The sequence below is a fragment of the Pedobacter psychrodurus genome (genome assembly GCF_032678585.1).
Classification (GTDB): Bacteria; Bacteroidota; Bacteroidia; order Sphingobacteriales; family Sphingobacteriaceae; genus Pedobacter; species Pedobacter psychrodurus_A.
This window is the reverse complement of record NZ_JAVTSN010000012.1, coordinates 13,301-38,479: the sequence shown is the minus strand read 5'-3', so window position 1 is coordinate 38,479 and position 25,179 is coordinate 13,301. Positions and strand designations below refer to the sequence as shown.

General features: G+C 37.8%; 25 protein-coding genes. 16 read left to right on the top strand and 9 right to left on the bottom strand.

Annotation, left to right across the window (positions count from 1 at the left end):
• Positions 1-4 precede the first annotated feature (4 nt).
• Positions 5-208, bottom strand: a complete 204-nt coding sequence (locus tag R2S57_RS09885) for a hypothetical protein (RefSeq protein WP_316844888.1) — start codon at positions 206-208, stop codon at positions 5-7.
• Between the two features lie 7 nt (positions 209-215).
• Positions 216-437, bottom strand: coding sequence for a hypothetical protein (locus tag R2S57_RS09880; protein ID WP_316844887.1), 222 nt, complete (start codon positions 435-437; stop codon positions 216-218).
• A gap of 297 nt (positions 438-734) precedes the next feature.
• Here R2S57_RS09880 and R2S57_RS09875 point away from each other — a divergent pair, with 297 nt between their 5' ends.
• The 7 genes from R2S57_RS09875 (at position 735) to R2S57_RS09845 (ending at position 6,558) form a co-directional block, all read left to right on the top strand.
• A complete protein-coding gene (locus R2S57_RS09875) occupies positions 735-1,940 on the top strand; it encodes a glycosyltransferase family 87 protein (RefSeq protein ID WP_316844886.1) in 1,206 nt (401 codons plus the stop codon).
• 108 nt (positions 1,941-2,048) lie between these two features.
• A complete protein-coding gene (locus R2S57_RS09870) occupies positions 2,049-2,222 on the top strand; it encodes a DUF3606 domain-containing protein (RefSeq protein ID WP_316844885.1) in 174 nt (57 codons plus the stop codon).
• Between the two features lie 10 nt (positions 2,223-2,232).
• Positions 2,233-4,929, top strand: a complete 2,697-nt coding sequence (gene ligD / locus R2S57_RS09865) for a DNA ligase D (RefSeq protein WP_316844884.1) — start codon at positions 2,233-2,235, stop codon at positions 4,927-4,929.
• Positions 4,930-4,977: 48 nt separating this feature from the next.
• Positions 4,978-5,274: a Dabb family protein gene (locus tag R2S57_RS09860; protein ID WP_316844883.1), complete on the top strand. Its 297-nt coding sequence runs from the start codon at positions 4,978-4,980 to the stop codon at positions 5,272-5,274.
• Positions 5,275-5,403: 129 nt separating this feature from the next.
• Positions 5,404-5,724 carry a hypothetical protein gene (locus tag R2S57_RS09855; RefSeq protein WP_316844882.1) on the top strand — a complete coding sequence of 107 codons (321 nt, stop codon included), beginning with the start codon at positions 5,404-5,406 and terminating at the stop codon, positions 5,722-5,724.
• Between the two features lie 103 nt (positions 5,725-5,827).
• Positions 5,828-6,025 carry a hypothetical protein gene (locus R2S57_RS09850; RefSeq protein WP_316844881.1) on the top strand — a complete coding sequence of 66 codons (198 nt, stop codon included), beginning with the start codon at positions 5,828-5,830 and terminating at the stop codon, positions 6,023-6,025.
• A gap of 38 nt (positions 6,026-6,063) precedes the next feature.
• Entirely contained in the window at positions 6,064-6,558 is a 495-nt protein-coding gene (locus R2S57_RS09845) for an RICIN domain-containing protein (RefSeq protein WP_316844880.1), read from the top strand.
• A gap of 53 nt (positions 6,559-6,611) precedes the next feature.
• Here R2S57_RS09845 and R2S57_RS09840 read toward each other — a convergent pair whose 3' ends face one another.
• A complete protein-coding gene (locus R2S57_RS09840; protein ID WP_316844879.1) occupies positions 6,612-9,113 on the bottom strand; it encodes a TonB-dependent receptor in 2,502 nt (833 codons plus the stop codon).
• A 147-nt stretch (positions 9,114-9,260) separates the two neighbouring features.
• Here R2S57_RS09840 and R2S57_RS09835 point away from each other — a divergent pair, with 147 nt between their 5' ends.
• On the top strand, positions 9,261-10,436 hold the full coding sequence (locus tag R2S57_RS09835; protein WP_316844878.1) for a DUF3095 domain-containing protein: 1,176 nt from the start codon (positions 9,261-9,263) through the stop codon (positions 10,434-10,436).
• An 83-nt stretch (positions 10,437-10,519) separates the two neighbouring features.
• The gene (locus R2S57_RS09830; RefSeq protein WP_316844877.1) at positions 10,520-11,893 is read left to right on the top strand and encodes an NAD-dependent succinate-semialdehyde dehydrogenase; all 1,374 of its coding nucleotides are present in this window, start codon (positions 10,520-10,522) and stop codon (positions 11,891-11,893) included.
• An 80-nt stretch (positions 11,894-11,973) separates the two neighbouring features.
• On the opposite strand, the gene R2S57_RS09825 is transcribed toward R2S57_RS09830, so the two are convergent.
• From R2S57_RS09825 to R2S57_RS09815, 3 genes are all read right to left on the bottom strand, one after another.
• The gene (locus R2S57_RS09825; protein WP_316844876.1) at positions 11,974-12,915 is read right to left on the bottom strand and encodes a cation diffusion facilitator family transporter; all 942 of its coding nucleotides are present in this window, start codon (positions 12,913-12,915) and stop codon (positions 11,974-11,976) included.
• Between the two features lie 239 nt (positions 12,916-13,154).
• The gene (mgrA, locus tag R2S57_RS09820) at positions 13,155-14,144 is read right to left on the bottom strand and encodes an L-glyceraldehyde 3-phosphate reductase (protein ID WP_316844875.1); all 990 of its coding nucleotides are present in this window, start codon (positions 14,142-14,144) and stop codon (positions 13,155-13,157) included.
• Positions 14,145-14,210: 66 nt separating this feature from the next.
• On the bottom strand, positions 14,211-16,241 hold the full coding sequence (locus tag R2S57_RS09815) for a beta-L-arabinofuranosidase domain-containing protein (protein WP_316844874.1): 2,031 nt from the start codon (positions 16,239-16,241) through the stop codon (positions 14,211-14,213).
• Positions 16,242-16,539: 298 nt separating this feature from the next.
• On the opposite strand from R2S57_RS09815, the gene R2S57_RS09810 reads away from it, so the two are divergent.
• Positions 16,540-17,712, top strand: coding sequence for an aldose epimerase family protein (locus R2S57_RS09810; RefSeq protein WP_316844873.1), 1,173 nt, complete (start codon positions 16,540-16,542; stop codon positions 17,710-17,712).
• A 75-nt stretch (positions 17,713-17,787) separates the two neighbouring features.
• Here R2S57_RS09810 and R2S57_RS09805 read toward each other — a convergent pair whose 3' ends face one another.
• On the bottom strand, positions 17,788-18,453 hold the full coding sequence (locus R2S57_RS09805; protein ID WP_316844872.1) for an HAD family phosphatase: 666 nt from the start codon (positions 18,451-18,453) through the stop codon (positions 17,788-17,790).
• A 222-nt stretch (positions 18,454-18,675) separates the two neighbouring features.
• Here R2S57_RS09805 and R2S57_RS09800 point away from each other — a divergent pair, with 222 nt between their 5' ends.
• Entirely contained in the window at positions 18,676-19,284 is a 609-nt protein-coding gene (locus tag R2S57_RS09800; RefSeq protein WP_316844871.1) for a Crp/Fnr family transcriptional regulator, read from the top strand.
• Between the two features lie 3 nt (positions 19,285-19,287).
• Here the strand turns inward: R2S57_RS09800 and R2S57_RS09795 are convergent, their stop codons facing one another.
• Complete coding sequence (locus tag R2S57_RS09795) at positions 19,288-19,926, bottom strand: phosphatase PAP2 family protein (protein ID WP_316844870.1); 639 nt, start codon at positions 19,924-19,926, stop codon at positions 19,288-19,290.
• A gap of 320 nt (positions 19,927-20,246) precedes the next feature.
• Here R2S57_RS09795 and R2S57_RS09790 point away from each other — a divergent pair, with 320 nt between their 5' ends.
• The 3 genes from R2S57_RS09790 (at position 20,247) to R2S57_RS09780 (ending at position 22,488) form a co-directional block, all read left to right on the top strand.
• A complete protein-coding gene (locus R2S57_RS09790) occupies positions 20,247-21,101 on the top strand; it encodes a hypothetical protein (protein WP_316844869.1) in 855 nt (284 codons plus the stop codon).
• Positions 21,102-21,116: 15 nt separating this feature from the next.
• Positions 21,117-21,647: a metalloprotease family protein gene (locus tag R2S57_RS09785; RefSeq protein WP_316844868.1), complete on the top strand. Its 531-nt coding sequence runs from the start codon at positions 21,117-21,119 to the stop codon at positions 21,645-21,647.
• A gap of 340 nt (positions 21,648-21,987) precedes the next feature.
• Positions 21,988-22,488: a very short patch repair endonuclease gene (locus R2S57_RS09780; protein ID WP_316844867.1), complete on the top strand. Its 501-nt coding sequence runs from the start codon at positions 21,988-21,990 to the stop codon at positions 22,486-22,488.
• Positions 22,489-22,496: 8 nt separating this feature from the next.
• Here the strand turns inward: R2S57_RS09780 and R2S57_RS09775 are convergent, their stop codons facing one another.
• Positions 22,497-22,847: a hypothetical protein gene (locus R2S57_RS09775; RefSeq protein ID WP_316844866.1), complete on the bottom strand. Its 351-nt coding sequence runs from the start codon at positions 22,845-22,847 to the stop codon at positions 22,497-22,499.
• A gap of 172 nt (positions 22,848-23,019) precedes the next feature.
• Here R2S57_RS09775 and R2S57_RS09770 point away from each other — a divergent pair, with 172 nt between their 5' ends.
• Positions 23,020-24,237 (top strand): sterol desaturase family protein, encoded by a 1,218-nt coding sequence (locus tag R2S57_RS09770; protein ID WP_316844865.1) that lies wholly within the window; start codon positions 23,020-23,022, stop codon positions 24,235-24,237.
• Positions 24,227-24,919, top strand: coding sequence for a lysoplasmalogenase (locus tag R2S57_RS09765; RefSeq protein WP_316844864.1), 693 nt, complete (start codon positions 24,227-24,229; stop codon positions 24,917-24,919). Before R2S57_RS09770 ends, R2S57_RS09765 begins: the two co-directional genes overlap by 11 nt.
• Positions 24,920-25,179: the final 260 nt, after the last annotated feature.

The window sequence follows — 25,179 nt, the reverse complement described above, 5'->3', positions numbered from 1 at the left end:
TATGCTATAAAAGATTTGATAAACCATTCTTATGGTAAAATACGCTTAGGATTTTAATTTCTGCTTTTGGGTGACTTACATCATTTCCTTTTTGCTTTTGATCAAAAATATTTTGAGCAACAGGCAGGTCGATCAAATGGGTACAGTCGGTAATGGTTTGGCTTAAAACCTTAAACTGATTTTTGCCTTCATTTATTTCAAAATTCATGTGAGGTTTATTGGTTAGCAAATCGTTGATAAGTACTTCCTGATTTAATTTTTTCCATCATTAAATATTCTTTTAATACAGAAAACTCCATACTCTGTATCGCTTTAACAACTGATTTCAGTTTATCGCCAGTTATCCCCAGGCGTGTAGCCCAGTAATCGCGGTCTTTTTCATCCGCAATCTCAATAAACTCTTTTCTGGCATTCATCGAATTAACTTGATATTCCATCTTTTTACAAATTTTTGGTTAGTAATAATCTAGAAACATCACTAATTCTGATTTGGTTTTTGAGTTTTGTCAAAGAATTCTAAAATAATTTGGCTGATGTAAAGCATCATTTGAAAGTTTGTTTCAATTTGCGCTAAATAGTCGACCAAAATGGATAAAATGTAGATTAAAAAATCGAATTAGAAGCATCCTTTTAGGGCTAAATATTTATTTACAAAAGAGTAACATTTTCCTTACAAAACATTAGGTTTTGTCGATTTGCCTATTTATAATTGCATTGTAATATATTTTTTACAAATGCCAAATCATTTTCTATCCCAACCTTCCGACGCTTTATCGCATAGGAAATTTTATCACGACAATCGTTTTGTATTATTCATATGGATATTAATTACGCTTAGTTTTGTAATCGATTCGTGGGCAACCCACCGGTATAACAATTACCTTATTTTTGAAAATACCTTTAGGAATCTTTTACACGAAAGATCGTTTTATGGCTTTTATCCGGCCATACATGATGATGCGAATCATTATGGGCCTATTTTTAGTGTCTTAATTGCGCCATTTGCCTTAATGCACAATTGGATCGGTTTGTTATTCTGGAACCTTTTTAATTGTTTTCTGCTTTTTAAAGCGATTCAGACCCTGCCTTTAAGTGAAGATAAAAAAGTGATGATCGGTTATATTGCTGTGCCCTGTTTAATCGAATCGATGCTTAACCAGCAGTTTAATGCAGGTGCCGGAGCGCTAATGATTTTAAGTTATACGCAAATTAATAAAGACAAAGGGATATGGTCGGCACTTTGTATTGTGTTGGGCACATTTATTAAACTTTATGGCATCGTTGGTCTGGTGTTTTTCTTTTTTGCCAGGAAAAAGCCTGCGTTTATTTTGTGGCTCATCCTTTGGTCTATAGTAATTTTTACATTGCCGATGTTATTTGCCTCACCGGGTTTTATCGTACACAGCTATGTTGATTGGAAAAACTCGTTAGTGGGGAAAAACATGTATAATGTTACGGGAATAGGTATCGATATTTCAATTATGGGCTTTTTCAGGCAATTGTTCAATGCCCCTAAAATACCCAATTTACTTTTTATTGGCCTTGGGGCCTTGTTGTTTATGCTGCCTTTTAGCCGTATTTCCCGTTTTCATAAACCTAAGTTTCAATTGATGATCTTATCTTCGGTATTGTTGTTCCCGGTGCTTTTTAGTACAGGCGCTGAAGATTGCACTTTTATCATTTCCATAACCGGTGTAGGTATTTGGTATGTAAAAGAAAATAACAAGGCACTTAAAAATGTTTTATTGCCAATTTTATTGTTCATAGCCTGTAATTTTCCTTTGCTGCTTTTTCCAACTTATGCTAAAGCACACCGTTTATCATTATCCATCCTTAGCTTTCCTTATTTCCTGGTGTGGCTGAGAATCATTTATAATGCCACCAAAAATAGTTTAGTTTATGCAGAAGAGGCAGAGCCAGAAATAGTATCTACAATATAGCTTAAGCTAAAATTTATCGTTTTAAGGTTTTAATATCCGTTTTCAATATCGGCTTTTAAAACCTTTTTTGTTATGTGGCTGTTTTATAGCTGTCTAATCAAATATATTATGGATGATAAACAAAAAAACGGAACTGCTGATCGTACCAGGATCAACATTAACGAAGGTTATGAGCTAGATTATTGGTCAAACAAATTTGGCGTGAGCAAGGATAAACTGAAAGCAGCTGTACAAACGGTAGGTACATCGGCAAACGCTGTTGAGGATTTTTTAAAAAAATAAAGCATTAATTATGAGTCTGGAAAAATATGTTGCCAAACGCGATTTCTCAAAAACTGCAGAACCTAAATCGGGTAAAAGCAGCGATCGGAACAAGTTACATTTTGTAATCCAAAAGCATGATGCCTCGCGTTTGCACTACGATTTCAGACTCGAGATGGAGGGTGTTCTAAAAAGCTGGGCGGTACCCAAAGGACCATCAACAGATCCCAAGACGAAACGTTTGGCCATGATGGTAGAAGACCATCCCTATGATTATAAAGACTTTGAAGGCATCATCCCCGAAGGTGAATATGGCGGAGGTACTGTAATTGTTTGGGACGAGGGTACTTATGAGCCAATTGAAGCCATAAAAGGCAAAAAGGCACAGGAAAAACATCTTTTGGAACAGTTAAAGGATGGGTCTTTAAAAATCAAACTCAATGGAGAGAAACTGCATGGCGAATTTGCCCTGGTTAAAACACATGGCATGGGCGAAAATGGCTGGTTGTTGATTAAACATAAAGACGATTATGCCTCAACTAAAGATATCACCAAAGAAGATAAATCTGTGCTTTCGGGAAAAACAATTGAAAAGATGGAGAAGACATCCGATAAAGTTTGGAAAGAAGGAAAAGAGCAAAAATTAAAATCTGAAAAAAAAAGTCCTAAGCAAAAAGTCAGCAAAGAAACAGCATCGGTAGGCGACGATGTTCAGGTAGATGTAAAAGCTATTCTAAAGAAAGCCCCCAAAACCGCCATTCCGAAAGGCATAAAACCGATGTTGGCCACATTGGTTGATGAACCTTTTGATGATCCCAACTGGCAGTACGAGGTGAAATGGGATGGCTACCGCGCGCTGGCATTTATCAATAAGGGGAAAGTTGAACTTTTCTCCAGAAACAATAAATCCTTTAACGAAAAATTTTATCCCATTTACGACCTGCTTAGTGAGTGGAAAATCAATGCTGTATTGGATGGGGAGGTTTTAGTGTTAAATAATAAAGGCGTATCTAATTTCGGTTCGTTGCAAAACTGGCGGAGTGAAGCCGACGGCGAACTGGTATTTTATGTGTTCGATATCCTTTGGTACGAAGGTAAAAACCTGATGGAGCTGCCGCTTTACCAGCGACAAGCCATATTGAACGATGTATTACCAACAGACGATGATCGTGTGCGGTTAGGAAAGGTTTTTAAAGCCAGTGGTGTAGACTTTTTCAATGCTGCCGAAAGAATGGGGCTGGAAGGGATCATTGCTAAAAAAACAGATAGTACCTATGCCTCCGACCGTAGATCGAAAGAATGGCTAAAAATAAAGGTGCATAAACGACAGGAAGTGGTAATAGCAGGCTTTACCAAAAATGAGGATACCTCTAAATCTTTCAGTTCTTTATTGTTAGGCGTATACGAAAAAGGGAAATTGCAATATGTGGGTAAAGTGGGCACAGGATTTTCGGATAAGTTGCAAAAAACAATGATGGAGCAGTTTAAACCGTTAATTACGGATAAAAGTCCGTTCGAAAGCATACCCGATGTAAACAAACCTTCTCGCTTTAGGCCAAACCCGCCCAAGGCCAAAGCTACCTGGTTAAAACCCGAATTGGTTTGCGAGGTTGCTTTTACCGAAATAACCGACGATGGCGTTTTTCGGCATCCATCTTTTCAAGGGATGCGCGAGGATAAAAAAGCCAAAGAAGTTGTTCGGGAAAAAGAAGCGCCAACAGCTGAAATCGTAGTCGAAACCAAAGACGAAGATCAACATGCAAAGGCGATAAAACCTCCTAAAGGCAAGCAACCTAAAACTTTGCTAAATCCGAAAGATGAAACCCAGGTAAGAAAAATTAAAGGACATGAGCTTAAATTTACCAACCTCAGTAAGTTATATTGGCCTGAGGATAAGGTAAGCAAAAGGGATATGTTTAACTATTATTATCAGGTAGCGGATTACATATTGCCCTATCTAAAGGACCGGCCACAATCGCTTAACCGCTTTCCAGGTGGAATCCACGGGCCGAGTTTTTATCAGAAAGATGTAAAGGGAAAAGCGCCCGATTGGGCAGAAACCTTTCCTTATGAAAATGGCGAAGGAGAAAAAAAAGAATATCTGGTAGGTACAGATGAAGCTTCATTACTGTGGATGGCCAGTTTGGGCTGCATCGAAATGAATCCCTGGTTTAGCCGGGTACAAAAACCCGATAATCCGGATTATTGCGTGATAGATCTTGATCCCGATAAACATACATTTGATCAGGTGGTAGAAGCGGCGCTCGAAACCAAAAAGGTATTAGATGCTTTAGATGTACCAAGTTATTGTAAAACATCGGGCTCTACGGGCATCCACATTTATATTCCATTAAATGCCAAATACAGTTATGATCAAAGTCAGATGTTTGCCAAAATCGTTGTTAACCTCGTGCACAAGCAGATACCCGATTATACCTCACTAGAACGCATGGTAGCCGCCAGAAAAGGCAAGATGTATTTAGATTTTTTGCAGAATAGGCCAGGTGCAACTATCGCAGGGCCTTATTCTTTACGTCCAAAAATTGGTGCAACGGTATCCATGCCTTTGCATTGGGACGAAGTTAAACCAGGTTTAAAAATGAAGGATTTTAATATTTTTAATGCCATTAACCGTTTAAAGGTTGAAGGTGACCTGTTTAAAGGGGTATTGGGAAAAGGAATCGATTTAAAAAAGGCAATTAATAAAGCGAAAAGTGTTTTTGGATAAAAATGATGATCTTTTGTGTGTTTCATTATATTTGGAAAAAATTAAAAAATGATCGCACACCACGTTTTATTCTGGCTTAAAGCCGATACCACCGATGAGCAGAAAGTTGCCTTCCGCAATAGCTTACAAACATTAGAAAACATTGAAGTTGTAAAAACTTTCCATATTGGCATACCGGCACCGATTGAGCGTGCTGTAGTAGACACCACCTACACCTTCAGTTTGCTTCTGTTATTTGAAGACCTAGCTGCACATGATGTATATCAGGTTCATCCATTACATAAAGCCTTTTTGGATGAATTTAAGGTTTATTTCGAAAAGGTGATCATCTATGATGCTGCCTAACGAGAAAAGTCTCCGATTTAATCGGAGACTTTTTTTTGCCTAATTTTTAATAATCAAATTATTATTTGGAATTATTCTAAATAATATGATATTTGTGAAATCTATCGATTAAATAAAAATTAAATGCCCATGTGTAAAACAACTGTTCTAGCCCAAAATCAAAACATCACCATTGCCCAATGCAACAATTGCAAAGTTTTAAATATATGGCGTTCAGGTATTTTAATGAACTTTTCTTTCGATCAGTTTGACGCTTTTTATGTAGCGACCAAAAAACTTGATTTTGATGATTATTTAGAGAACAGGCCAGATGGAAGGCAGGTTGTTATTTTATCAACGCCTTTTCCAGATATCAGTTTGGTATTTACCAGAGAAGAATGGTTCGAATTTTTTACCAAGATAGATGAAGCTTTGTATATGAAGCGTGTTTATGAGCTTGTGTATTACTAATTAAAGCTACAATTACGTATCTTCGTTACTTAACTATAAGTAATTTATGATACTACAAAACCAGAATGATTTAGATTCCGTTAATACCCTAAACGGCAATCTCATGGAAAAAAACGCTACACTCATTAAAAGAGCCTCTATTAATGTGAATTTTTTGGATAACATTAAAGTTGGCGATCTGTTATCTGATGAATACGGTAAATCGGGTAAAGTTTGTGAAATCGAAAAAATAAACCGCCAAGGCGAATTTCATTATTATTTCAAATTACTCAAATCAGGTACCATTCTGATTATACTTTAATTCTTTTCTTGGCTTAACAAATTGATTATATTAGCGTTATGAGAAAATGTCTTATAGCGATTGGCTTTGCCTTGCTGATTCATCATGCTGTTTTGGCGCAAACCATTAAAGGAAATTACGCCATAAAAAACGTATCAACAGGTATGCTTTTGCGGGTTAAAGATGCCAGTAACAAAAACGGAACGCCTTTAGTGGCTTACGATCCACAAAATTGGAAGTGTATGACCTGGAATTTTATTGCTGTTGAAGGAAATACTTATCAGCTTAAGAATCTCTTTACTGGAAAAACCTTTCAGCCTAAGCAATCTGATGTTGTTTTGGAAGAGCAGCCTTTAACTTTGGGTAGTAACAATCAGCAATACGAATTTGAGTCTGCGGGAAAAGATATTTACTTCATTAAACTCAAAGGAACTGATCTGTACATTACTCCTGAAGATAATAAGGGTACTACAAACTCCGCAATTATTTTATCGAAGAAAACAAAAACTAAAGATCAGCAATGGGCGATATATGAACAATCGCCTACGATGTAAAAGCCAAAAGCTCCAAATCAATTGATCTGGAGCTTTTGGCGTTAATCCTTACATTAGAATTTATAAGATAATGTAGTCATGAACTGGCGTGGTGGAATTGGATTCACACTGTAGTTCTCATGCACAAAATAATTCAACTCATTCGTGATGTTCGCAATTTTAGCTAATAAGGACATTTTTCTCCAGTTGTAACCCGCTGATAAATCAAATGTAGTAAATGCACTTAAAGGAATTAATCTACTATAGGTTTGAACTTTAGTATCGTTGTAACCACCGTTACGGGCACCAGTATAATAAGCTGAGGCCCCAAGTTTTAAACCTTTAACACTACCTTCCTGGAAAGTGTAAAATAAAGTTCCGTTTGCCGTGTTCTTGGTCGAGCCAACTAACCTTTGTCCTTCTATTACGCCGCCTACGATAACATCTTTGGTAGCATTAGGATCGGTTTGCGTTGGAGCTGCTACTTTTAAAACAGTTCTGTCGCGTGTTTCGGTATAGCGAATAAAGTTATAACTATAGCCCGCAATAAAATTTAGGCCTTTTACAATTGTACCTGTAATATCTAATTCTAATCCGTCGCTTAACGATTTTCCGTTAAGTTCCTTGATGTTTGCATCGCCGTTTGGTACACCTTGTGCATTGATAAGGGCCTGTTGCGCATATTTGTCATTGGCAATTCTGTACCAGGTTAAGTTAACCGATAATCTGCCTTTAAATAAATCGTTTTTAACGCCAGCTTCATATTGTTGCAAAGTTGAAGGATCTAGTGGCGCTAAATTAATATCGGTACCTGTATTCTGAACAAAATTACTCGAATAACTGGCATAAACAGATGTGGTTTTTAGCGGTTGGTAAATTAAACCCAATTTTGGGGTGAAAGCACTTTCTACTTTAGATTTGTTTAAACTGTTTACACTTAATGTTTGTACTCCTGTTGCTAAATTTGTTGTAACCGTTCTAGGCGTTTTTTGGAAAGTATAACGAATACCAGCAAGAACTTTAAATTTGTCGGTAATTGAAACTAAATCCTGTACAAAAGTACCCATGCGGTATAATGGTGCAAAAGTTTCTGAAACTACATTTACGGTTGGCTCAATACCCGATCCAAAATAAGTTGAAGGATCAAGCAGGTTAACAGTACCATAGTTAAAAGCAGCTAAATTATTGTTGAATGTAAAGCCGCCACTGGTTGTGCGCGATTGATCTGCATCAGCACCAACCAATAAAGTATGGCTTAGTCTTCCTGTTTTAAAATAACCATTTAAGTTAATCTGCTCATTATATGTAAATTCTTTTGTTTTAGAGCGGGTAACGTTACGTAAAGCTAAACCGTAAGCAAGTGGATTATTTGCCACTTTAGTATCAGCAAACGGACGTTCGGCACTAAAATAATTACGGTTGTAAGATTGTGCATTAGCCAATATATTCAGCTTCCAATTGTCGTTAAATTTATGGTTTATGTTTAATTGAGTGGTAGCAGTATTGGTTTTGTTGTACGCCCAGGGTGCATTTACAAAAGCATTACGACCAATATCAGCAATCTGATTTTCCACTGTACCAATACCAAAATCTGGGGTCATGTTGCTTTTCAAATAATCGCCCTGTAATAAAATGTCTGTTTTCTCACTAACTTTATAAAGCAAAGATGGATTTACATAAACCCTGTTTGAAGTCACGCTGTTTCTAAAACTTGCAGCATCTTCGTAAGTACCAATCAAACGAAAGGCTAAATTCTTTGTAATCGGACCATAAATGTCGCCAGTAGGCTTGTACATATCGTAGCTGCCACCACGCATCGAAACTTCGCCACCATATTCGAATTTAGGTTTTTTGGTTACCATATTTACTACCGCACCACCACTAACGCCGCCGTAAAGCAAAGCAGCACTTCCTTTTAAAATCTCAACTGATTCTAAAGTACTTGTTTCTGGCATACCACCGCTGGTTGCACGTGATCCATTTTTAAAAATATTATTGGCGCCTAAACTGTAACCACGGGCAAAAAACGTTTCGCCACTTACACCACCTCTGTTTTCACCAAAAGCAACACCATTTACATTTTTAAGCACATCACTTAAGCGATTTGCCTGTATATCAGTGATGACCTGATTGCCGATAATCTGAACGGCTTGTGGAAGATCCATTGGCGCGATCGCGATTTTACCTAAGTTAACAGGCTTTCTATTTGGTGTTTTGTAACCGTTAATGGCAACTTCATCCAATTGTGAAGAAGACTCTGCGATCATAAAATCAGCCTGAGTAGTTTCACCAGCAACTACAGTTACCGATTTTTCTTGAGCAGATACCCCAATAGCTGATGTTTTAAGGGTATAATTACCCGGCACTACATTTTTGATGGAAAAATTTCCTTTTTCATCTGTTTGAGTAGTTTTATTGGTGTTTTTTAAACCAACACTTACATAACCGGCTGGATTGCCATCGCTGGTTTTAATCGTACCTGAAACTGACCCGACCTTGGTTTGAGCCATTGTATTTCCTGCTAAAAACAGAAAAAAGGCTATAAAATTTAAAAGTATAGTAAATTTTTTAGTCATCTTATTTAGATTAATTCTTAGTTGGCGCAAAGGAAGTGTTTTTGCTCGATAATAACAAGGTAATTTTTATTTGTTCTAAATAAGCTTAATTTTTTGTGTTCAGCGGTGTTTTCAAATTGCGTATATTAGGATGTTTCAATTGATTTTATGTCCGATAATCAAGATCATTTCTATTCTAATCTGCCAATAAATAAAATTCCATTACCTCAGTTATTGGTAGAAAATCAGTTGTTTAAAGAAGTGCCTGCAGATTGGCATGTAATTATAACTGATATCAAAAGTTCAACCGCTGCTGTAAATGCGGGCCTGCATGAAAATGTAAATCTCATTGCAACAGGTAGTATTGTTACGGTGCTCAATATCGCGTTTAAAGCCAATATTTCGGTTCCTTTTTTCTTTGGTGGCGATGGCGCTACATTTATTGTTCCGCCAAACATTGTAACCGATGTAATGAAATCCTTGTTGAAATATCGGGATAATACTTTTCAAAATTTTAATCTCGATTTAAGGGCGGGGATTGTCGCAGTTGACGAAATCTATAAAAAAGGCCATACGCTTAAAATCAGCAGGTTTAGTAGTTCAGGAACATTTTCGATTCCCATTGTTTTAGGCGATGGACTGGCCTATGCAGAACAGATCATTAAAGGTGATGATTATCTGTTATCTGGTCATGATACGACAAGCGATGAAATTGACTTAAGTGGCATGCAATGCCGTTGGGATAAAATCGAACCGCCCGAAAATAGTGAAGAGGTAGTCACGCTGATTGTAATTGCCCAAGATTGTGCAATACAATCCAAAGTATTTAGTAAGGTTATTCATCATCTCGATCAGATTTATGGTAGTGCGGAAAAACGTCAGCCGATTTCTGTATCTAAACTAATTTTCAGGACAAGTTTTAACAGTCTTGGGCAGGAAATGCGTCACCGTTTAGGGAAGATCAAACTTTTCGAATTAATCAAATCATGGTTCATTAATATCTATGGTTATATTTATTTTAGAACGGAAAGTGGTAAAAATTACCTCAAGCAACTGGTAGAAATGTCGGATACCCTGGTCATAGATGGAAGGATCAATACCGTAATTACAGGTACTGAGCAACAGCGTTTAGCTTTGCAGAAGGAATTAGATAAAATCGAAAAAGAAGGCATGATTTTATATGCGCTTTATGTAAGTGGCGAATCGATTATGTCGTGTTACGTCAGGGATCTGGAAGATGATCATATACATTTTGTGGATGGTGCTGAAGGCGGTTATACCCAGGCGGCAAGTGTTTTGAAACAAAAAATACGCGATAAATTGATTGTATCAGATAAATTATAATTGGTTAGCCAATTCTTCTTTCTCGCTCAAATAGAATATTCAAATAAAAAACACAATATTAAATGCTTATTTGTTATTATCAAATGAGCATTTTGTCTATAAACCCGGTTAATGGGGAAACCATCAAAACCTATCAGGAAGATTCTGAAGCGTTAATCCATCAGAAAATAGAAGAAGTACATCAATCCTGGTTAAGCTATAAAGAAACTGATTTTAAAAGCCGGGCAAAACTGTTATTGCAGGTTTCAAAACTGCTGATTGAACGTAAAGATCAGCTGGCCAAATTAATGGCTTTAGAAATGGGGAAACCATTAAAAGATGGTGTAGCTGAGGTGCTTAAATGTGCCTCGGTTTGCGAATATTATGCTAAAAATGGTACCAAATTTCTGTCCGATCAGATGGTGAAAACCAGTGCTTCCAAAAGTTACGTGAGTTTTCAACCTATTGGTGTGGTACTGGCCATTATGCCGTGGAATTTCCCCTTTTGGCAAGTATTCCGTTTTTTAGCTCCAGCGCTAATGGCCGGTAACTGTGGAGTTTTAAAACATTCTTCGGGTGTTACAGGTTGTGCCGTTGAAATAGAGAAGGTGATTGAAGATGCAGGTTTTCCGGCAAACGTGTTTAAAACATTAATCTGCAGCAGTAAAGCAATACCAAAGGTAATCGAAAATCCACACATTAAAGCTGTTACGCTAACAGGCAGTACCGAAGCTGGGAAGAAAGTAGCAGAGCAGGCTGGTAGATTGATTAAAAAGACGGTATTGGAGCTCGGTGGCAGTGATCCATACCTCGTTTTGGAAGATGCTGATTTGGAAAAGGCAGCAAAAATTTGTGCAAATGCCAGATTAATCAATAACGGACAGAGTTGCATTGCAGCCAAAAGATTCATCGTAGTTAAATCAGTAGCCGAAAAATTCACCAAACTGTTTAAAGCAGAAATGGAAAGCAAAAAGATAGGAGATCCGTTTCATGAGGATACCGATTTGGGCCCAATGGCAAGAGCAGAACTACGGGATGAGTTGCACCAGCAGGTTTTGAAAAGCATTGAACAAGGCGCCAAGTGTATTTTAGGAGGAGAGATGCCAAGAATGGAAGGTAAACATGCCTATTATCCACCCACTATATTAACCCACGTGGAAAAAGGTGTATTGGCTTATGATGAAGAGATATTTGGTCCTGTAGCAGCTTTAATTATAGCAAAAGATACAGCGGATGCCATCCGTATCGCGAATGACACTAATTTTGGTTTGGGTGCAGCTGTTTTTACCGAAAATCCGGAATTAGCGGAAGATATTGCCCGGAATAAACTGGCCGCTGGTTCTTGTTTCGTAAATGAAGGCGTCAAGTCGGATCCGGCATTACCTTTTGGCGGCATCAACCAATCAGGTTACGGAAGAGAATTGGGCATGTTTGGTATCCATGAGTTTGTGAACATCAAAACTGTTTACATGAAATAATGACTACTTCATTCATTTTCTTGCGTCTTCCTGAAAAAAATCTATTGGTCTGTGGCCCACAGATCAAATCAGAGACGCCTTTACTCCAAATGAATAGCGCTACTAAAATCACTTTCTTTTACATCAGCCGACTGTGGCTGTATAATCACAAACTTAATTACATTGTACTCTGATTTTATTTTATCCCTTAACCGGTCGATTGCATTGGTTAAATCGGTGGTATTCAACTCAGCTTTAAAGGTAAGAATGAGTACCAACAACACCTCTTTAGGCGATTGATACTGGGATAAAATACTGGTTACGGTAATCACATCCTGATCATTTTCGGCCAAATCTTTGATTTTCTGTTGTGTTTCTGAAGTTAGCCCTTCACCCATCAATAAACTTCTGCTTTCTCTGGCTAGGATAAAGGAAACAAAAATCAATAATGTACCCACCAGAACAGAAGCCAATCCATCCAAAAATGGCATATTTAGATTGTGACTCAGTACCATGAAAATAAAGACAATCAACAGACCTAAAACAGCTGCGCCATCTTCAAACAATACCAAAAAACCAGATGGATCTTTGCTTTTGATAATGGCTTTCCACCAGGGTAAACCTTTTCTCGTTTTGTTAAACTCTTTCATGGCAATGATGAGCGAGGCACCTTCAAATACAAAGGAGAGGCCTAACACCACATAATTCCATGTGGGATTGCCCAAAACCTCCGGATGACGGATGTGCGCTATACCCTGTGATATAGAAACTACACCACCCAAACCAAAAATCATGATCGAAACAATAAACGACCAGAAATACAATTCTTTTCCGTAACCGAAGGGACGTGATTTATCAGGTGGTTTAACGCTTCTTTTTAATCCGTAGAGCAACAGCAGTTGATTACTGGTATCAACCGTAGAGTGGATGCCTTCGGCAATCATAGAAGAACTATTGGTGAACGCTCCGGCAATAAATTTAGTTACTGCAATTAACAAGTTGGCTGCTAAAGCGCTATATATAGAATTGTTGGCTCTTGCCATAAATTGAGAAATGTAAAGGATTCATTTCTTAAACGGTTTTTATGGGATTTGGTTTTAAAAGGATGGGTGAAAAGACACGTCATTTCGAGTGTACCCGATAGCTGTCGGGTACAACGCAGCGTAGAAATCTATTTTTCAGTTAATTTTACTTATGGATTTCTCTCCCGACATCAGTCAGCACTTTGCTGCAGTCGAAATGACGCGTCCTTTACAAAAACTTGGAAAGTGACGATTTATATTTATTTTAAAATTTCGTCAATCAATTTTACTTCAGCCGCACTAAATTCAATGTTATCCAATGCTTTAATTGAATCTGTAATCTGTTCTGGTTTACTGGCTCCTATCAATACAGTAGTTATTCTTTTGTCTTTTAAAATCCAGGATAAGGCCATGTGTGCTAATTTTTGTCCACGCGATTTTGCCACATCATTTAATTTGCCAATTACTTCTAGTTTTTCGGGGGTAATGTTGCTTTCTTTCAGGAAGATGCCACTTGTAGCCACCCTCGAATCGGCAGGGATGCCATGTAAATATTTATCGGTAAGCAGCCCTTGTGCCAATGGCGAAAAGGGGATACAGCCCACACCGTTATTTTCTAAAACATCTAGCAAACCGTCTTCTACCCAACGTTCAAACATCGAATATTTGGGCTGGTGGATTAAACAAGGTGTACCATTATCCTTTAAAATTTTGATTGCTTTTGCCGCTTCTTCGGCCCCGTAATTGGAAATACCCACATACAACGCTTTGCCTTGCTGAACCATTAAACTCAAAGCACCCATGGTTTCTTCAAGTGGTGTTTCTGGATCTGGACGGTGGTGATAAAAAATATCGACATAATCCAGTTTCATGCGTTTTAAGCTTTGATCCAGACTCGAAACCAAATATTTTTTCGACCCCCAATCTCCATAAGGACCATCCCACATGGTATATCCGGCTTTGCTCGAAATAATCATTTCATCGCGATAGCCTTTAAAATCGTCGTGAAGAATTTTTCCGAAAACTTCTTCTGCCGAACCAGGAGGGGGACCATAGTTGTTGGCTAAATCGAAGTGGGTAATTCCATTATTAAAAGCGGTATAGATTAAGTTTTTGCTGTTTTCAAAAACGTTTACATGTCCGAAATTATGCCATAAACCCAGTGATATTGCAGGTAATTTTATGCCACTGTTTCCACAACGGCGATAAAGCATTTTGTCGTAACGGTCTGTTGAAATGTTTTGATTCATATTTGTGTTTTGATTGCCGCAATAATAATCAGTTTCAATGGTTTTTAATCCAAAATGTCATAATATTTATCTAACTAATGGGAACTGCGAAATCCGCAATCTTGTTGATCCGTATGGAACCAAAGTGATTTCCTCCACTTCCTGAGCGGTTTCCAGCTGATAAGTCATACTGTATGGAATTGGTCCGGCCATTTCATTGTATAATTTCCAGGAAGGGATACGTTTAGCTTTGGTTTTAATCTGTATAGGCGCGTTTTCAAGGTTCCATGGGTAATTACCTGTTTTGCCCAATTGCTCAACCGTAAATTTTTCATCCATTTTGTTGGCTGGGATATCAAATATCCCATAATTCCAGGGAGTGGTAGGATGTATTTCATCAAAATTATCGCCGTAATCAATCGGATCTTTTGTGTTTTTTACCGGTTTTACTTCTTCTCCAATTTTTAAGGCATAAGTAATGGGGCCACGCTCAACCGAAACTGAATTTTCGAACCAGCTATGTTTAGAAATGTGCATGGGTAAGGAAAGTTCAACTACATCGCCCGATTTCCAATCGCGACTGATTTTTACCACCTGATTGCCTTTTGAGGTTTGAAAAATAGTGCCGTTTATTTTTACTGTAGCCTCGTTACACCAGGAGGGGATTCTTAAATGAAAAGGAAAATTTACCGATTTCGTTTTTTTATCCGTTGTTAACAAGAATTTGATTGATTCTTGAAAAGGGTAATTGGTTTCTTCCTTAAATGTGATTTCTTTTCCGTCGGCTACCTGAAGTTTCACTTCGCTCGGCGAATATACCAAGGCAGCTACACCTTTATCAGCCGTAGAATACCAAAGATTCTGGGCGAATTTTGGCCAGCCCTGGTGCATATTAGAGGTGCAACATGGATAACCCGAAAGTAAACCGTAACATAAATCGGTACCGTGGTGATTTACATCAAAATTGTGCATTTGCCTGCTGATCATGACCTGGTTGGCCTGTTGGAAATATTGGCGCTTGAGGTAATCATCTGATGCTTGGGCAGGTAAAGTGTTAAAAGCAATTTTTTCTAACCTGTCGGCATAATCCAGGTCTCCGGTGATTTCTAAAGCAGTTTCTAGCGTAAACATCATTTCTACCGCGGTACACAGTTCTGAGCCCTGTGTTGGATTATTGCCATGTAAAGATTCATCACCGCCAAACATGCCATTGGCAAAACCATTGTATTTGTCTAAATCTTTAAAACCCTTTTTCATGTCATCTAAATATTTTTGCTCAGGATGCTGCTGATAATAAACTAAGGGTTCTTTCATTCCTTGCGCCAGATTTACGGCGTGGATACTTCCAAACCTGGTGAGCATATCGCCACTGATAAACGCATCTGTAAAATCGAAAGTCTGTTTATGGATCAGATCTGCAAGCTCCAGTAAAAAGGCATCTCCGGTTTTGTTATAAAGCCAATACACCACCGCTAGGTTGTCGCCTGCACGGTATCTTGCCCAAAACGACCAATGGTCTAAAGGTTTTGCAGGGAGTTCTTTGAGCTGATACTTAAAATAATTCGTCATTAAACTAATGATTCTTTTATCATTTGTCGCTGAATAATATTGTTTCAATATTTTTAACATCACCATTTTAGGCCACCAATCGCGGCTATTGTCGCGCTGTAAACCTGCTTCAGGACTGTAATCTTTAATAGGTCCAAAATATCCATCTGCCTGTTGGCTTTTTATCGCCCATTCCACCCATGGTTTGGTTTTGGCAATCAGTTCTTTATCGTTTAGGATATAGGCGAGGGGTAACAATCCATCCACCCAATAAGGTCCGCGTTCCCATTGGTCGCCATCGCCGCCAAGCCAGCCATTTCGCTGTCCCATTACCGATGGATAAAGTTGATCAAGATTTCCGGTTGCGCCAGTTTTTTGCCTGATCAGCATTTCCTTTAACCAGCCTTCGGCTTTAATGGCACCAAGCGGTAATTCGATATAAGGATTTTGACGCAATACTTGTTTTGTAGAAGCAGCATCCGAAGTTGAGGCTTGCTTGGGCTTTTCTTGTGCAGAACTCGACAAAGCCAGGCAAATTAAAAGTGTTTTTAACAGGTTTTTCAGCATCATTGGTGTTATTGGTTAGATGATATAAGATGGATAAAAAATCTTTTCAATATCTTTTATCTAGTGCAATTCTTAAAAAACAGCAATAGGTTCAATACACGGTGAATAACAAATGGTAGTTTCTTTCATAGCTCTACATTTTGTTATCGCAATTTCTTCAAATCGTATCATTGATATGATTCAAAGTAAATTATTCTTTACTATCTGCATTCACAATCTTCTAAATCGTTTTATTTGTAAAGTTAAGTGATATACTTATATTTAAAAACTTAAATAAATCTAAACCAAGTATTCCATTTCTATGAAATTAAAATCATTAGCGGGCCTGGGCGTTCTGGCTGCAATCGGATTTGCATCTTGTCAATCTGAAACCAAAAAAACTTCATCAACCGACAGTTTAAAAAGCGACTCTGCAGGCGTTGTAAAACTTGTAGCCGATTCCTTTAAAAAAGAAATTGATGGCAAACAAACTGCACTTTACACTTTGAAAAACAAGAACAATGCTGAAGCCATTTTTACCAATTACGGTGGACGTTTGGTTAGCCTATTGGTGCCAAACAAAGACGGCAAGTTAGTAGATGTGGTGGTGGGCTTTAAAAGTGTAAGCGATTACGAAAAATCTACAGAACCCTATTTTGGCGCTACAATCGGCAGATATGGTAACCGTATAGCAAAAGGCAAATTTACACTCGAAGGCAAAACCTATTCATTGTTTACCAATAACGGACAGAATACACTTCATGGTGGCAAAAAAGGCTATCAGTATGTGGTTTGGGATGCTACCCAACCGGACGAGCATACATTGGTACTACATTATTTATCGAAAGATGGTGATGAGAATTTTCCAGGCAATTTAGATGTTAAGGTTACCTATACGTTAACTGATGATAATGAATTGAAAATGGATTATGAAGCTAAAACAGATAAAACAACGGTGGTGAACTTAACCAACCATGCTTTTTTTAATTTAAATGGCGACGGAAGCGGTGAAATTTTGAACCATGAGGTGCAAATCTTTGCCGACGAATATACCCCTGTAGATTCGACCCTAATCCCGACTGGCAAAATTGAAAAAGTAGCCGGCACACCATTCGATTTTACGAAAGCAACCACTATTGGTGCACGCATAAACGATAAAAACGAGCAGTTAACTTTCGGAAAAGGGTATGACCATAACTATGTACTCAACAAAACTAAAGCCATGGGCATGTTTCACGCTGCCACAGTTAAAGGCGATAAATCGGGTATTGTGATGGATATTTACACACAAGAGCCAGGCTTACAGTTCTACAGCGGAAACTTTATGCAAAGCAAAAATACCTTTAAAACAGGAGCAAAGGATGATTTTAGAACAGCGATTGCTATGGAAACCCAGCATTTTCCAGATTCGCCAAATCAGCCGGCTTTCCCGTCGACGGTTTTAAAACCAGGACAGGTATATAAAACAAGTTCGATTTACAAATTTACCAAATAATCGTTTTGGTGATCCCTACATCCCAATGATGATAACATGAGTATACGGCCTGTAGCAATACGGGCCGTATCTGTTTTAGAAAAGATCCTGTAAAACAGGGTCGGTATAATCGTTTATAAAAGCGATAATATTATTATAAGCACCAAATTCTGCTTTAGTGTGCATAGTTGTGAGGGCAACACATTTCATTCCAGCGTTTTGTGCGGCTTCAACACCTTTTGGTGCATCTTCAAAAACGATACATTGTTCCGCTGCAAAGCCTAAAATTTCAGCTCCTTTGGTAAAAGTTTCAGGATCTGGTTTGCTGTTTACCACATCCTCAGCACTTACTACCGTTTTAAAATAGGAGCGGATATTTAAATTATCGAGCACAAAATTGATGTTGAAAGGAATGGCCGCAGAGCCAATTGCCATTTGAATACCCGATTGTTTTGCTTTTTCCAAAAAATCGCCTAAACCAGCTATCAGTGATAGATGTTTTTTGTATGCGGCCTGATACCTATGCTCTTTTTCGATAGAGATCTGATCAATCTGTTCCTGAGAAAAATGACCAACGCCAAAAACACGCTCTAAAAGATCCTGATTTTTGCCATACATTTGCTTTTTAACCGCATCAAAACTAATGCTGGCACCTAAATCCTGAGTAAGGATGTTATGCCATGCATGGTTGTGAAAAGCCATGTCGTTGATCATGGTGCCATTGAGATCGAAAAGAAAAGCCTTCGGTTTATTGTTCGTCATGGCGGCAAAATTATCAGATTTTTTTTAGGATTTGGTTAAAATATAGTTGTGATACTGAAATTTAACAATTAATTTATTTTTCCAGTAGATAAGGCTTGGTTTCAGAATTAAAAATAAATTCTCCACATGGTAATTTTTTAGTAGTTGCACGCGTTTTAACATTTGGAAATTCCCTATACAAGTAATAGCTTGCATGGTTATTAAAAAACGGAATAAAATATTATGACTGCTGCCCATCATGAAAGTGATCCTCTTATTAAGTTTTTAAATGAGCTGCAGCCACTTAAAAAAGAAATAATCGAACGGGTAAAGACCGAGATATTCAAGGTTTCGGTTCGTAAAAACGATCTTTTGCCCTGCGTTAATGATATGGATGGCGATTGCCTCTTCTTCATTGTTAAAGGTTTGGTTCGGGGTTTTATTGTAGATGAAGGAAAAGACATTACAGCCTGGTTAACCGACGAAAATCATGTAATTGGAAGCATTAGGAACCCGGGGACCCTTAAAGCAACTTACGAGGAACAATTTCAGGCATTGGAAGATTCAGAACTACTTATACTTCCATATCGACTTATCGATGAGATGTATGCACAGTTCCCTGAAACCAATATTTTAGCTAGAAAATTATTAGCCATACATTATCACGTATCGCAAGAACGCTCTATTTTATCGCGTATTCCATCGGCAGAAGCCCGTTATAAACAATTTAAAATCGGCCATCCAACGATTAAGTTTAGAGTGCCCGTAAAGTTTTTGGCCAGTTATCTCGGTATGCGAATCGAAACCTTAAGCAGGATCAGGAAAAAAGCAAAACTGGAAGAAAAAGACTAAATACTAATCTGTTTTCTTTTTAAAATAGAAATAACATAATGGGAAAAGGCAGATCAGTCCCAATAGAAAACCACCTACAGTATCCGTAAACCAATGTGCACCGAGGTAAATGCGAGAAGGTGCAATGGTGATGACCAGAAATGCTGAAAGATAAGTAACGATGTTTCTGGTGAGCTTAGGGATATTTTTCGCTGTGCTCATGATAATAATCAGAAATCCGAAAAAGAGCGTATATGAAAGCACATGGCCGCTTGGATAGCTCTGGAAACGGTTTACTTCCACTAAGCGGACATAAAATGCGGTAGGGCGTGGGCGGTTAATTATATTTTTGATGCCTAAAATAATCAGCCCCGACAGTAAAACGGTAGAAATAAATAAGCCCTCACGTTTATATTTCTGCCAATAAAATATGGACGCAACTAGTACCACTGACAGTAAAGAATAGGGGAGTTCTCCAAAAAAGCTAATGGCCAACATCACTTTATCCAACCAATCTGCATGGTACTGCTGAATAAATAAGGATGTTTTAATATCAAAATCGAATATCGGATGCTGCGCGATAAAAAAACTTAAGAAAGTAAATGCAACAATCAGAACAAAGAGGATGATAATTAGGGTATTTCGTTTTAAAAGAGTAGACATAGGCATATCGAAAAACCAAAACTATGGATTTTATAGCAATAGATACAAAGTTTTCGATCTTTTAAAGCCAATAACAGTAAATATGAGAATCCATAAAAAAGATTATCTTTATGGTTTAACGTGATCTCAAAATGCAAGAAAACCAACCTACAGGGGCTGTTCCAGAAAGCCAATTTAACGAAAGCTTGTGCGTAAACTGCCAATTAAATGTATACGAACCTGGCCATGCTATTAATCTATGTTCAGGTTGCAGGCAAAGCTTGATTAAATATCCTATTCCCAAATGGATTAATTTTTTTGCTCTCGGTATTCTAGCTATAATGGTTGTTAGTTTGGTGCGAACACAGCTGTATATTTCAGCAGCCATCCATTTGGGTAAAGCCGAAAATGCAATTGATCAAAAACATTTTGTTACCGCTCAGCAAGAGTTGGCACTTGTGATCAATAAATTTCCTGATGATCTGACAGCAAATGGATACATGATGATAGCAAGTGCTTATAATCTCGATTTTGCATCGTATGGTGCGGCTTATGCACGTATTGCAAACAAGAAAACAGAGGATGAATCTTTTTTGAATAGGGTAGATGCTGCTTCAGCATATATTGACCAGAATTTCCCTAAAGACACTTTGATGTATAAAAGGATTGTAGCCGCTGCAAACAATAAAGAAAAATTATTGGCCTTAACAGATAGTACTAAAGAAATTGCGTTGAAAACCCATATTGCAAATTTTTTATACGAAATGAAAGATTATGAACGGGTAGAGCGTATTATTAATAACGTTTTGGCTGTAGACTCGGGTTTTTATCAGGCCTTGAGCTTGATGTCTGCCGTAAAAAGAAACACAGGGAAATATGATGAAGCCATTGCCTTTTGCGATCGCTTATTGAATATAAATGCACAGGATGTTTATGCTTTTTCGCAGAAAGCAAGGATAGAACTGAAGCGTAAACATGATAAAGAAGCAGCTGTTTTTGCGGCTAAGGCAATTGAGTTAGATCCTGATAACGATAGTGCAATTGAAGCAAAAGCAATGGTCGATTATTTTGCCGGCAAAAAGAAGGAGAGTTTGGCAAGTTTAGCCAAAATTAGGGCGCATGAAATCAGCTCAGGTGACAGTACGATCTCAAAAAGGTTAATTCCGATTATTAACGGTTCAGAAATTTACAGGTAACTAGAAAATCAGATTATGTTTATTCCAGGTATTCTTATCAGTATCGCTACATTTCCAGGCGTAATTGTTCACGAACTTGCCCACCAGTTATTTTGCAGGTTATTTAAAGTCCCCGTTTTTGAAGTGTGTTACTTCAGGGTAGAAAATCCGGTTGGTTATGTACTGCACGAACCTGCCCCAAAGGTATATCAAACGGTATTTATTTCGGTAGGGCCCTTTATTGTCAATACGTTGTTGTGCTTTATCATCGGCTTTTCCGCTTCGCTGCAGTTTAAATTCGAATCTGCCAATATTCTGGATTATATATTGATGTATCTGGCCATTTCAATAGGAGCGCATGCTTTCCCAAGCACCGGCGACGCAAGTACCCTATGGAATGCGGTTATAAAATCAGAAACAAGTTCGTGGTTATCAAAAGCAGTTGTAACGCCAATTGTTGGGTTTATTTATTTAGGTGCTTTGGGATCATTTTTTTGGCTCGATATTATTTACGGGGGTGCTCTTGCCTTGGGGCTGCCTTATCTAATCATTAAGTTTTTGGTATAAATAAAACTACAAAGCTTAAAAATATTCATCACGGAAATAAAACGATTCATCAAGGAAATACGCCTATATGTATAACACGTTATGAAATATTGAAATGATTTCTAATCTTCACAGTAGATAATAAGGATATCTATGCTTATGAGGTTGGCAGGATGAATTTCCTGCCGACTGAAGAGGCAACAAAATCGACATTTCATTTCAAAATAAAAGCTTTATATTAACGCTCCAGCCAAGCCCACCTCCTTTAAAACAGGAGGTGCCTTAGGTTGATTTTTAAAGTCTCTTTTTTCTAACCTTTTGCTTTTCTAAACAATTTTCGTTTTTTTAAGGTTTCTTAACCATGGATCCAAAACCATATCCAGAGGAAACCATTCAGGTACCACGCTTTGAAGAAAGTGCTGGTTTTTACACTACGGCAAAACGCAGTAGTAATATGTCTAAAATCAGGGCCAAAAATAGCTTGCCTGAATTAAAACTACGGAAAGCCCTTTGGGCAAAATGCATCCGTTTCAGGATCCATCCGGATAATTTTCCTGGTAAACCAGATCTGATCATTAATAAATATCGGTTGGCAATATTTGTAGATGGCGACTTTTGGCACGGTTACAACTGGGAGGAAAAGAAAACTACATTAAAAACCAATTCAAAATTCTGGATTCCAAAGATTGAACGGAATATGCAAAGGGACAGGCATATCAACGAGCAGTTAAACGCCAAAGGTTATACCGTAATGCGGTTCTGGGAACACGATGTAAAAGAAAATCTGGGCAATTATGTTAATCAGGTATTGCTATATATTGAAGCAGCCAGATCGGCTGTCATTCCTCGGTTTGACGGTTAAACTCTGGCTTATTTTACAACGATTTGCTTCGGATCGGTTACGACGATCTGTTTTTTACCTTTAAATTCAGATACGATTCCGGTAATACAGATTTTATTCCCCATAAACATGCTAGCGGGCTCTGATGGAAATTTACCCAGGTCTTCCTTATTGATGACTACTGTAACCAGTTCTTTCGGAAATGCGCCACCTAAATTAATCAGGGTTAATTTGTCTAAAGCTTTCGTACTGTAAACCGAATCGCAAATGGTTACATTTTTACCAACGTAATCGCCTGCGTCTTTAGCTAACACTAAAGTTTGACTCTTTGCAAAAAATGCCGAAGCCATTAGCAAAAGAACGAGAGATAATTTTTTCATAGATGGGATGAATTAAATGAAAATGGTGCCGCAAAGTTAAGGTGAATTTGACGAAAGTCAATAGCTAAAACAAAAGAAGCACAAATATTACATGAACGAGATTTTATCTTGACCTTAAAATTCTCTAAATTGTAAGCTATATACCGCTAGCCAAATATTTTTCCTGCCGATTATGAAAGTAGATTACATTGCGTTATCCGTACCCGTCTTTTTTATCCTGATTGGAATAGAACTGGCCTATAATTTCTATAAAAAACTAAATTATTACCGGCTTAACGACAGTATAGCAAACTTAAGTCAGGGGATAGGGCAGCAGCTTACTGGTATTTTTATGAAAACCGCACTGTTTTTTGGCTATAAATACATTTTTGAACATTGGCGTTTTTTCGAACTGCCAAAAACAATGTGGGTTTGGATTCTTTTATTTATCGGTGTTGATTTCTTTTATTATTGGTTCCACCGGATGAGCCACCAGGTAAATGCGTTATGGGCAGCGCATATTGTGCATCATCAATCAGAAGAATATAACTTAACGGTAGCCCTGCGACAGAGCTGGTTTCAGGGATGGTTTAGCTGGGTGTTTTACCTGCCGTTGGCATTTATCGGTTTTGATCCGATTATGTTTTTAACCCTAAGTTCTTTTAATACTTTATATCAGTTTTGGATCCATACCAGGGCAATTAAAAATATGGGTTTTCTCGAATATATCCTGAACACGCCCTCGCATCATAGGGTACATCATGGTTCCAATCCTAAATATATCGATAAAAACCATGCCGGCACTTTAATTATCTGGGACCGTTTTTTCGGTACTTTTCAAAAAGAAGAGGAAGAGGTTTATTATGGCATTACCAAACCTTTGGCCAGCTGGAATCCCATTTGGGCAAATCTACATTATTGGGATGATCTGGTTAAAACAGCCAGACAGTCGCCTAAATTGAGTGATAAAATTAAGGTTTTTCTTAAACCTCCGGGCTGGTTTCCTTCACATTTGGGCGGCTTTCAGTATGCACCCGAAATAAACGAAGCCACTTATAAAAAGTATAACCCGGTATACCAATCTAAATTAACTGCTTATGTTTTGGTTCAGTTTTTAGTTGCCTTGGCAGCAGGATCGGTTATATTGTTTTCCTACACTAAAATGGAGCCGATTGCTTTGATTTCTGGATCTGTTTTCACCATCCTGACATTAATTACCTGTGGTGCGTTGTTAGAACAGAAAACATGGCAAATCAGGTTCGAATATTTCAGGCTGTTGTTTGCTTTGTTGCTGGTTGTATTTTTGAAAGTTCCTATCGGATATCAAGTAATTTTTGTTGCTATCCAGTTAATATCCGTAATTTGGTTCTTTAATTTGCAAAAGGCAAATCCTAATCCTGATGAAAACTAAGCTATTTTCTTTTATATTTTTCTTAGTATTTGTAATTCAGTTATACGCAGAATATGCCAATAATGCTGAGTTACGTAACTTTTCCAAGCCGCTAATTGTAGTGGTGCTTTTGGCCTGGCTTTGCCTCAGTACAAGCTTAAAAGGCCGTTTTCATAAAAGGATTTTTACGGGATTAATCTTTGCGTTGGCCGGCGATATTTTATTAATGCTACAAAGCGGTAGACCAAATTTTTTCATGTATGGCTTAATTGCCTTTCTGCTTTGCCATATCTTTTACATCAGGGCATTTACCCTCGATCATAAGTCGAATCCAAGCCATAAAACGCCCTATTTTTTATGGGCTGTAGGGGCATTCGCTATTTTTTGCTCAGGTTTGTTTTTCTACCTTCAGCCAAATTTAGGTGCCTTACAGTTTCCGGTGCTCATGTATGCGATTATCATTTGTGTAATGGCACTGATGGCCGTTAACCGTTACGGAAAAGTGAACATTTTTAGTTTTAAACTGATCTTATACGGGGCACTTTTTTTCCTATTGTCTGATAGTGCATTAGCCGTGAATAAATTTGCTCAACCCATTCCCCAGAGCGGAGCTTTAATTATGGCTACATACATGATTGCGCAATATTTAATCGTTTATGGAACAATTTCCAGGAAGTTAGTGGTAACACGAACAGAAGTGTAGCAGGGGATTCTCGATTTTTATTTTCCTGGAAAGCAGGTTCAGTGATAATCAGTTAGGGCAGTCCTGCTATCGTTACAATCTTTTTAATGGGTATGGTAGTAGTGAAGTCTGGGTTACTGCAAATTAAAAAGGATTTCCACTATATCAGGTTTATAAAACTTAGGATCGTTAAAGTGGGAGAAAGATGATACCATCAGCCTTGATCAATTGTGAAATAGAATTTAGTTCAACCTCATGAAAAAATATAGTTTAGCGCGTTT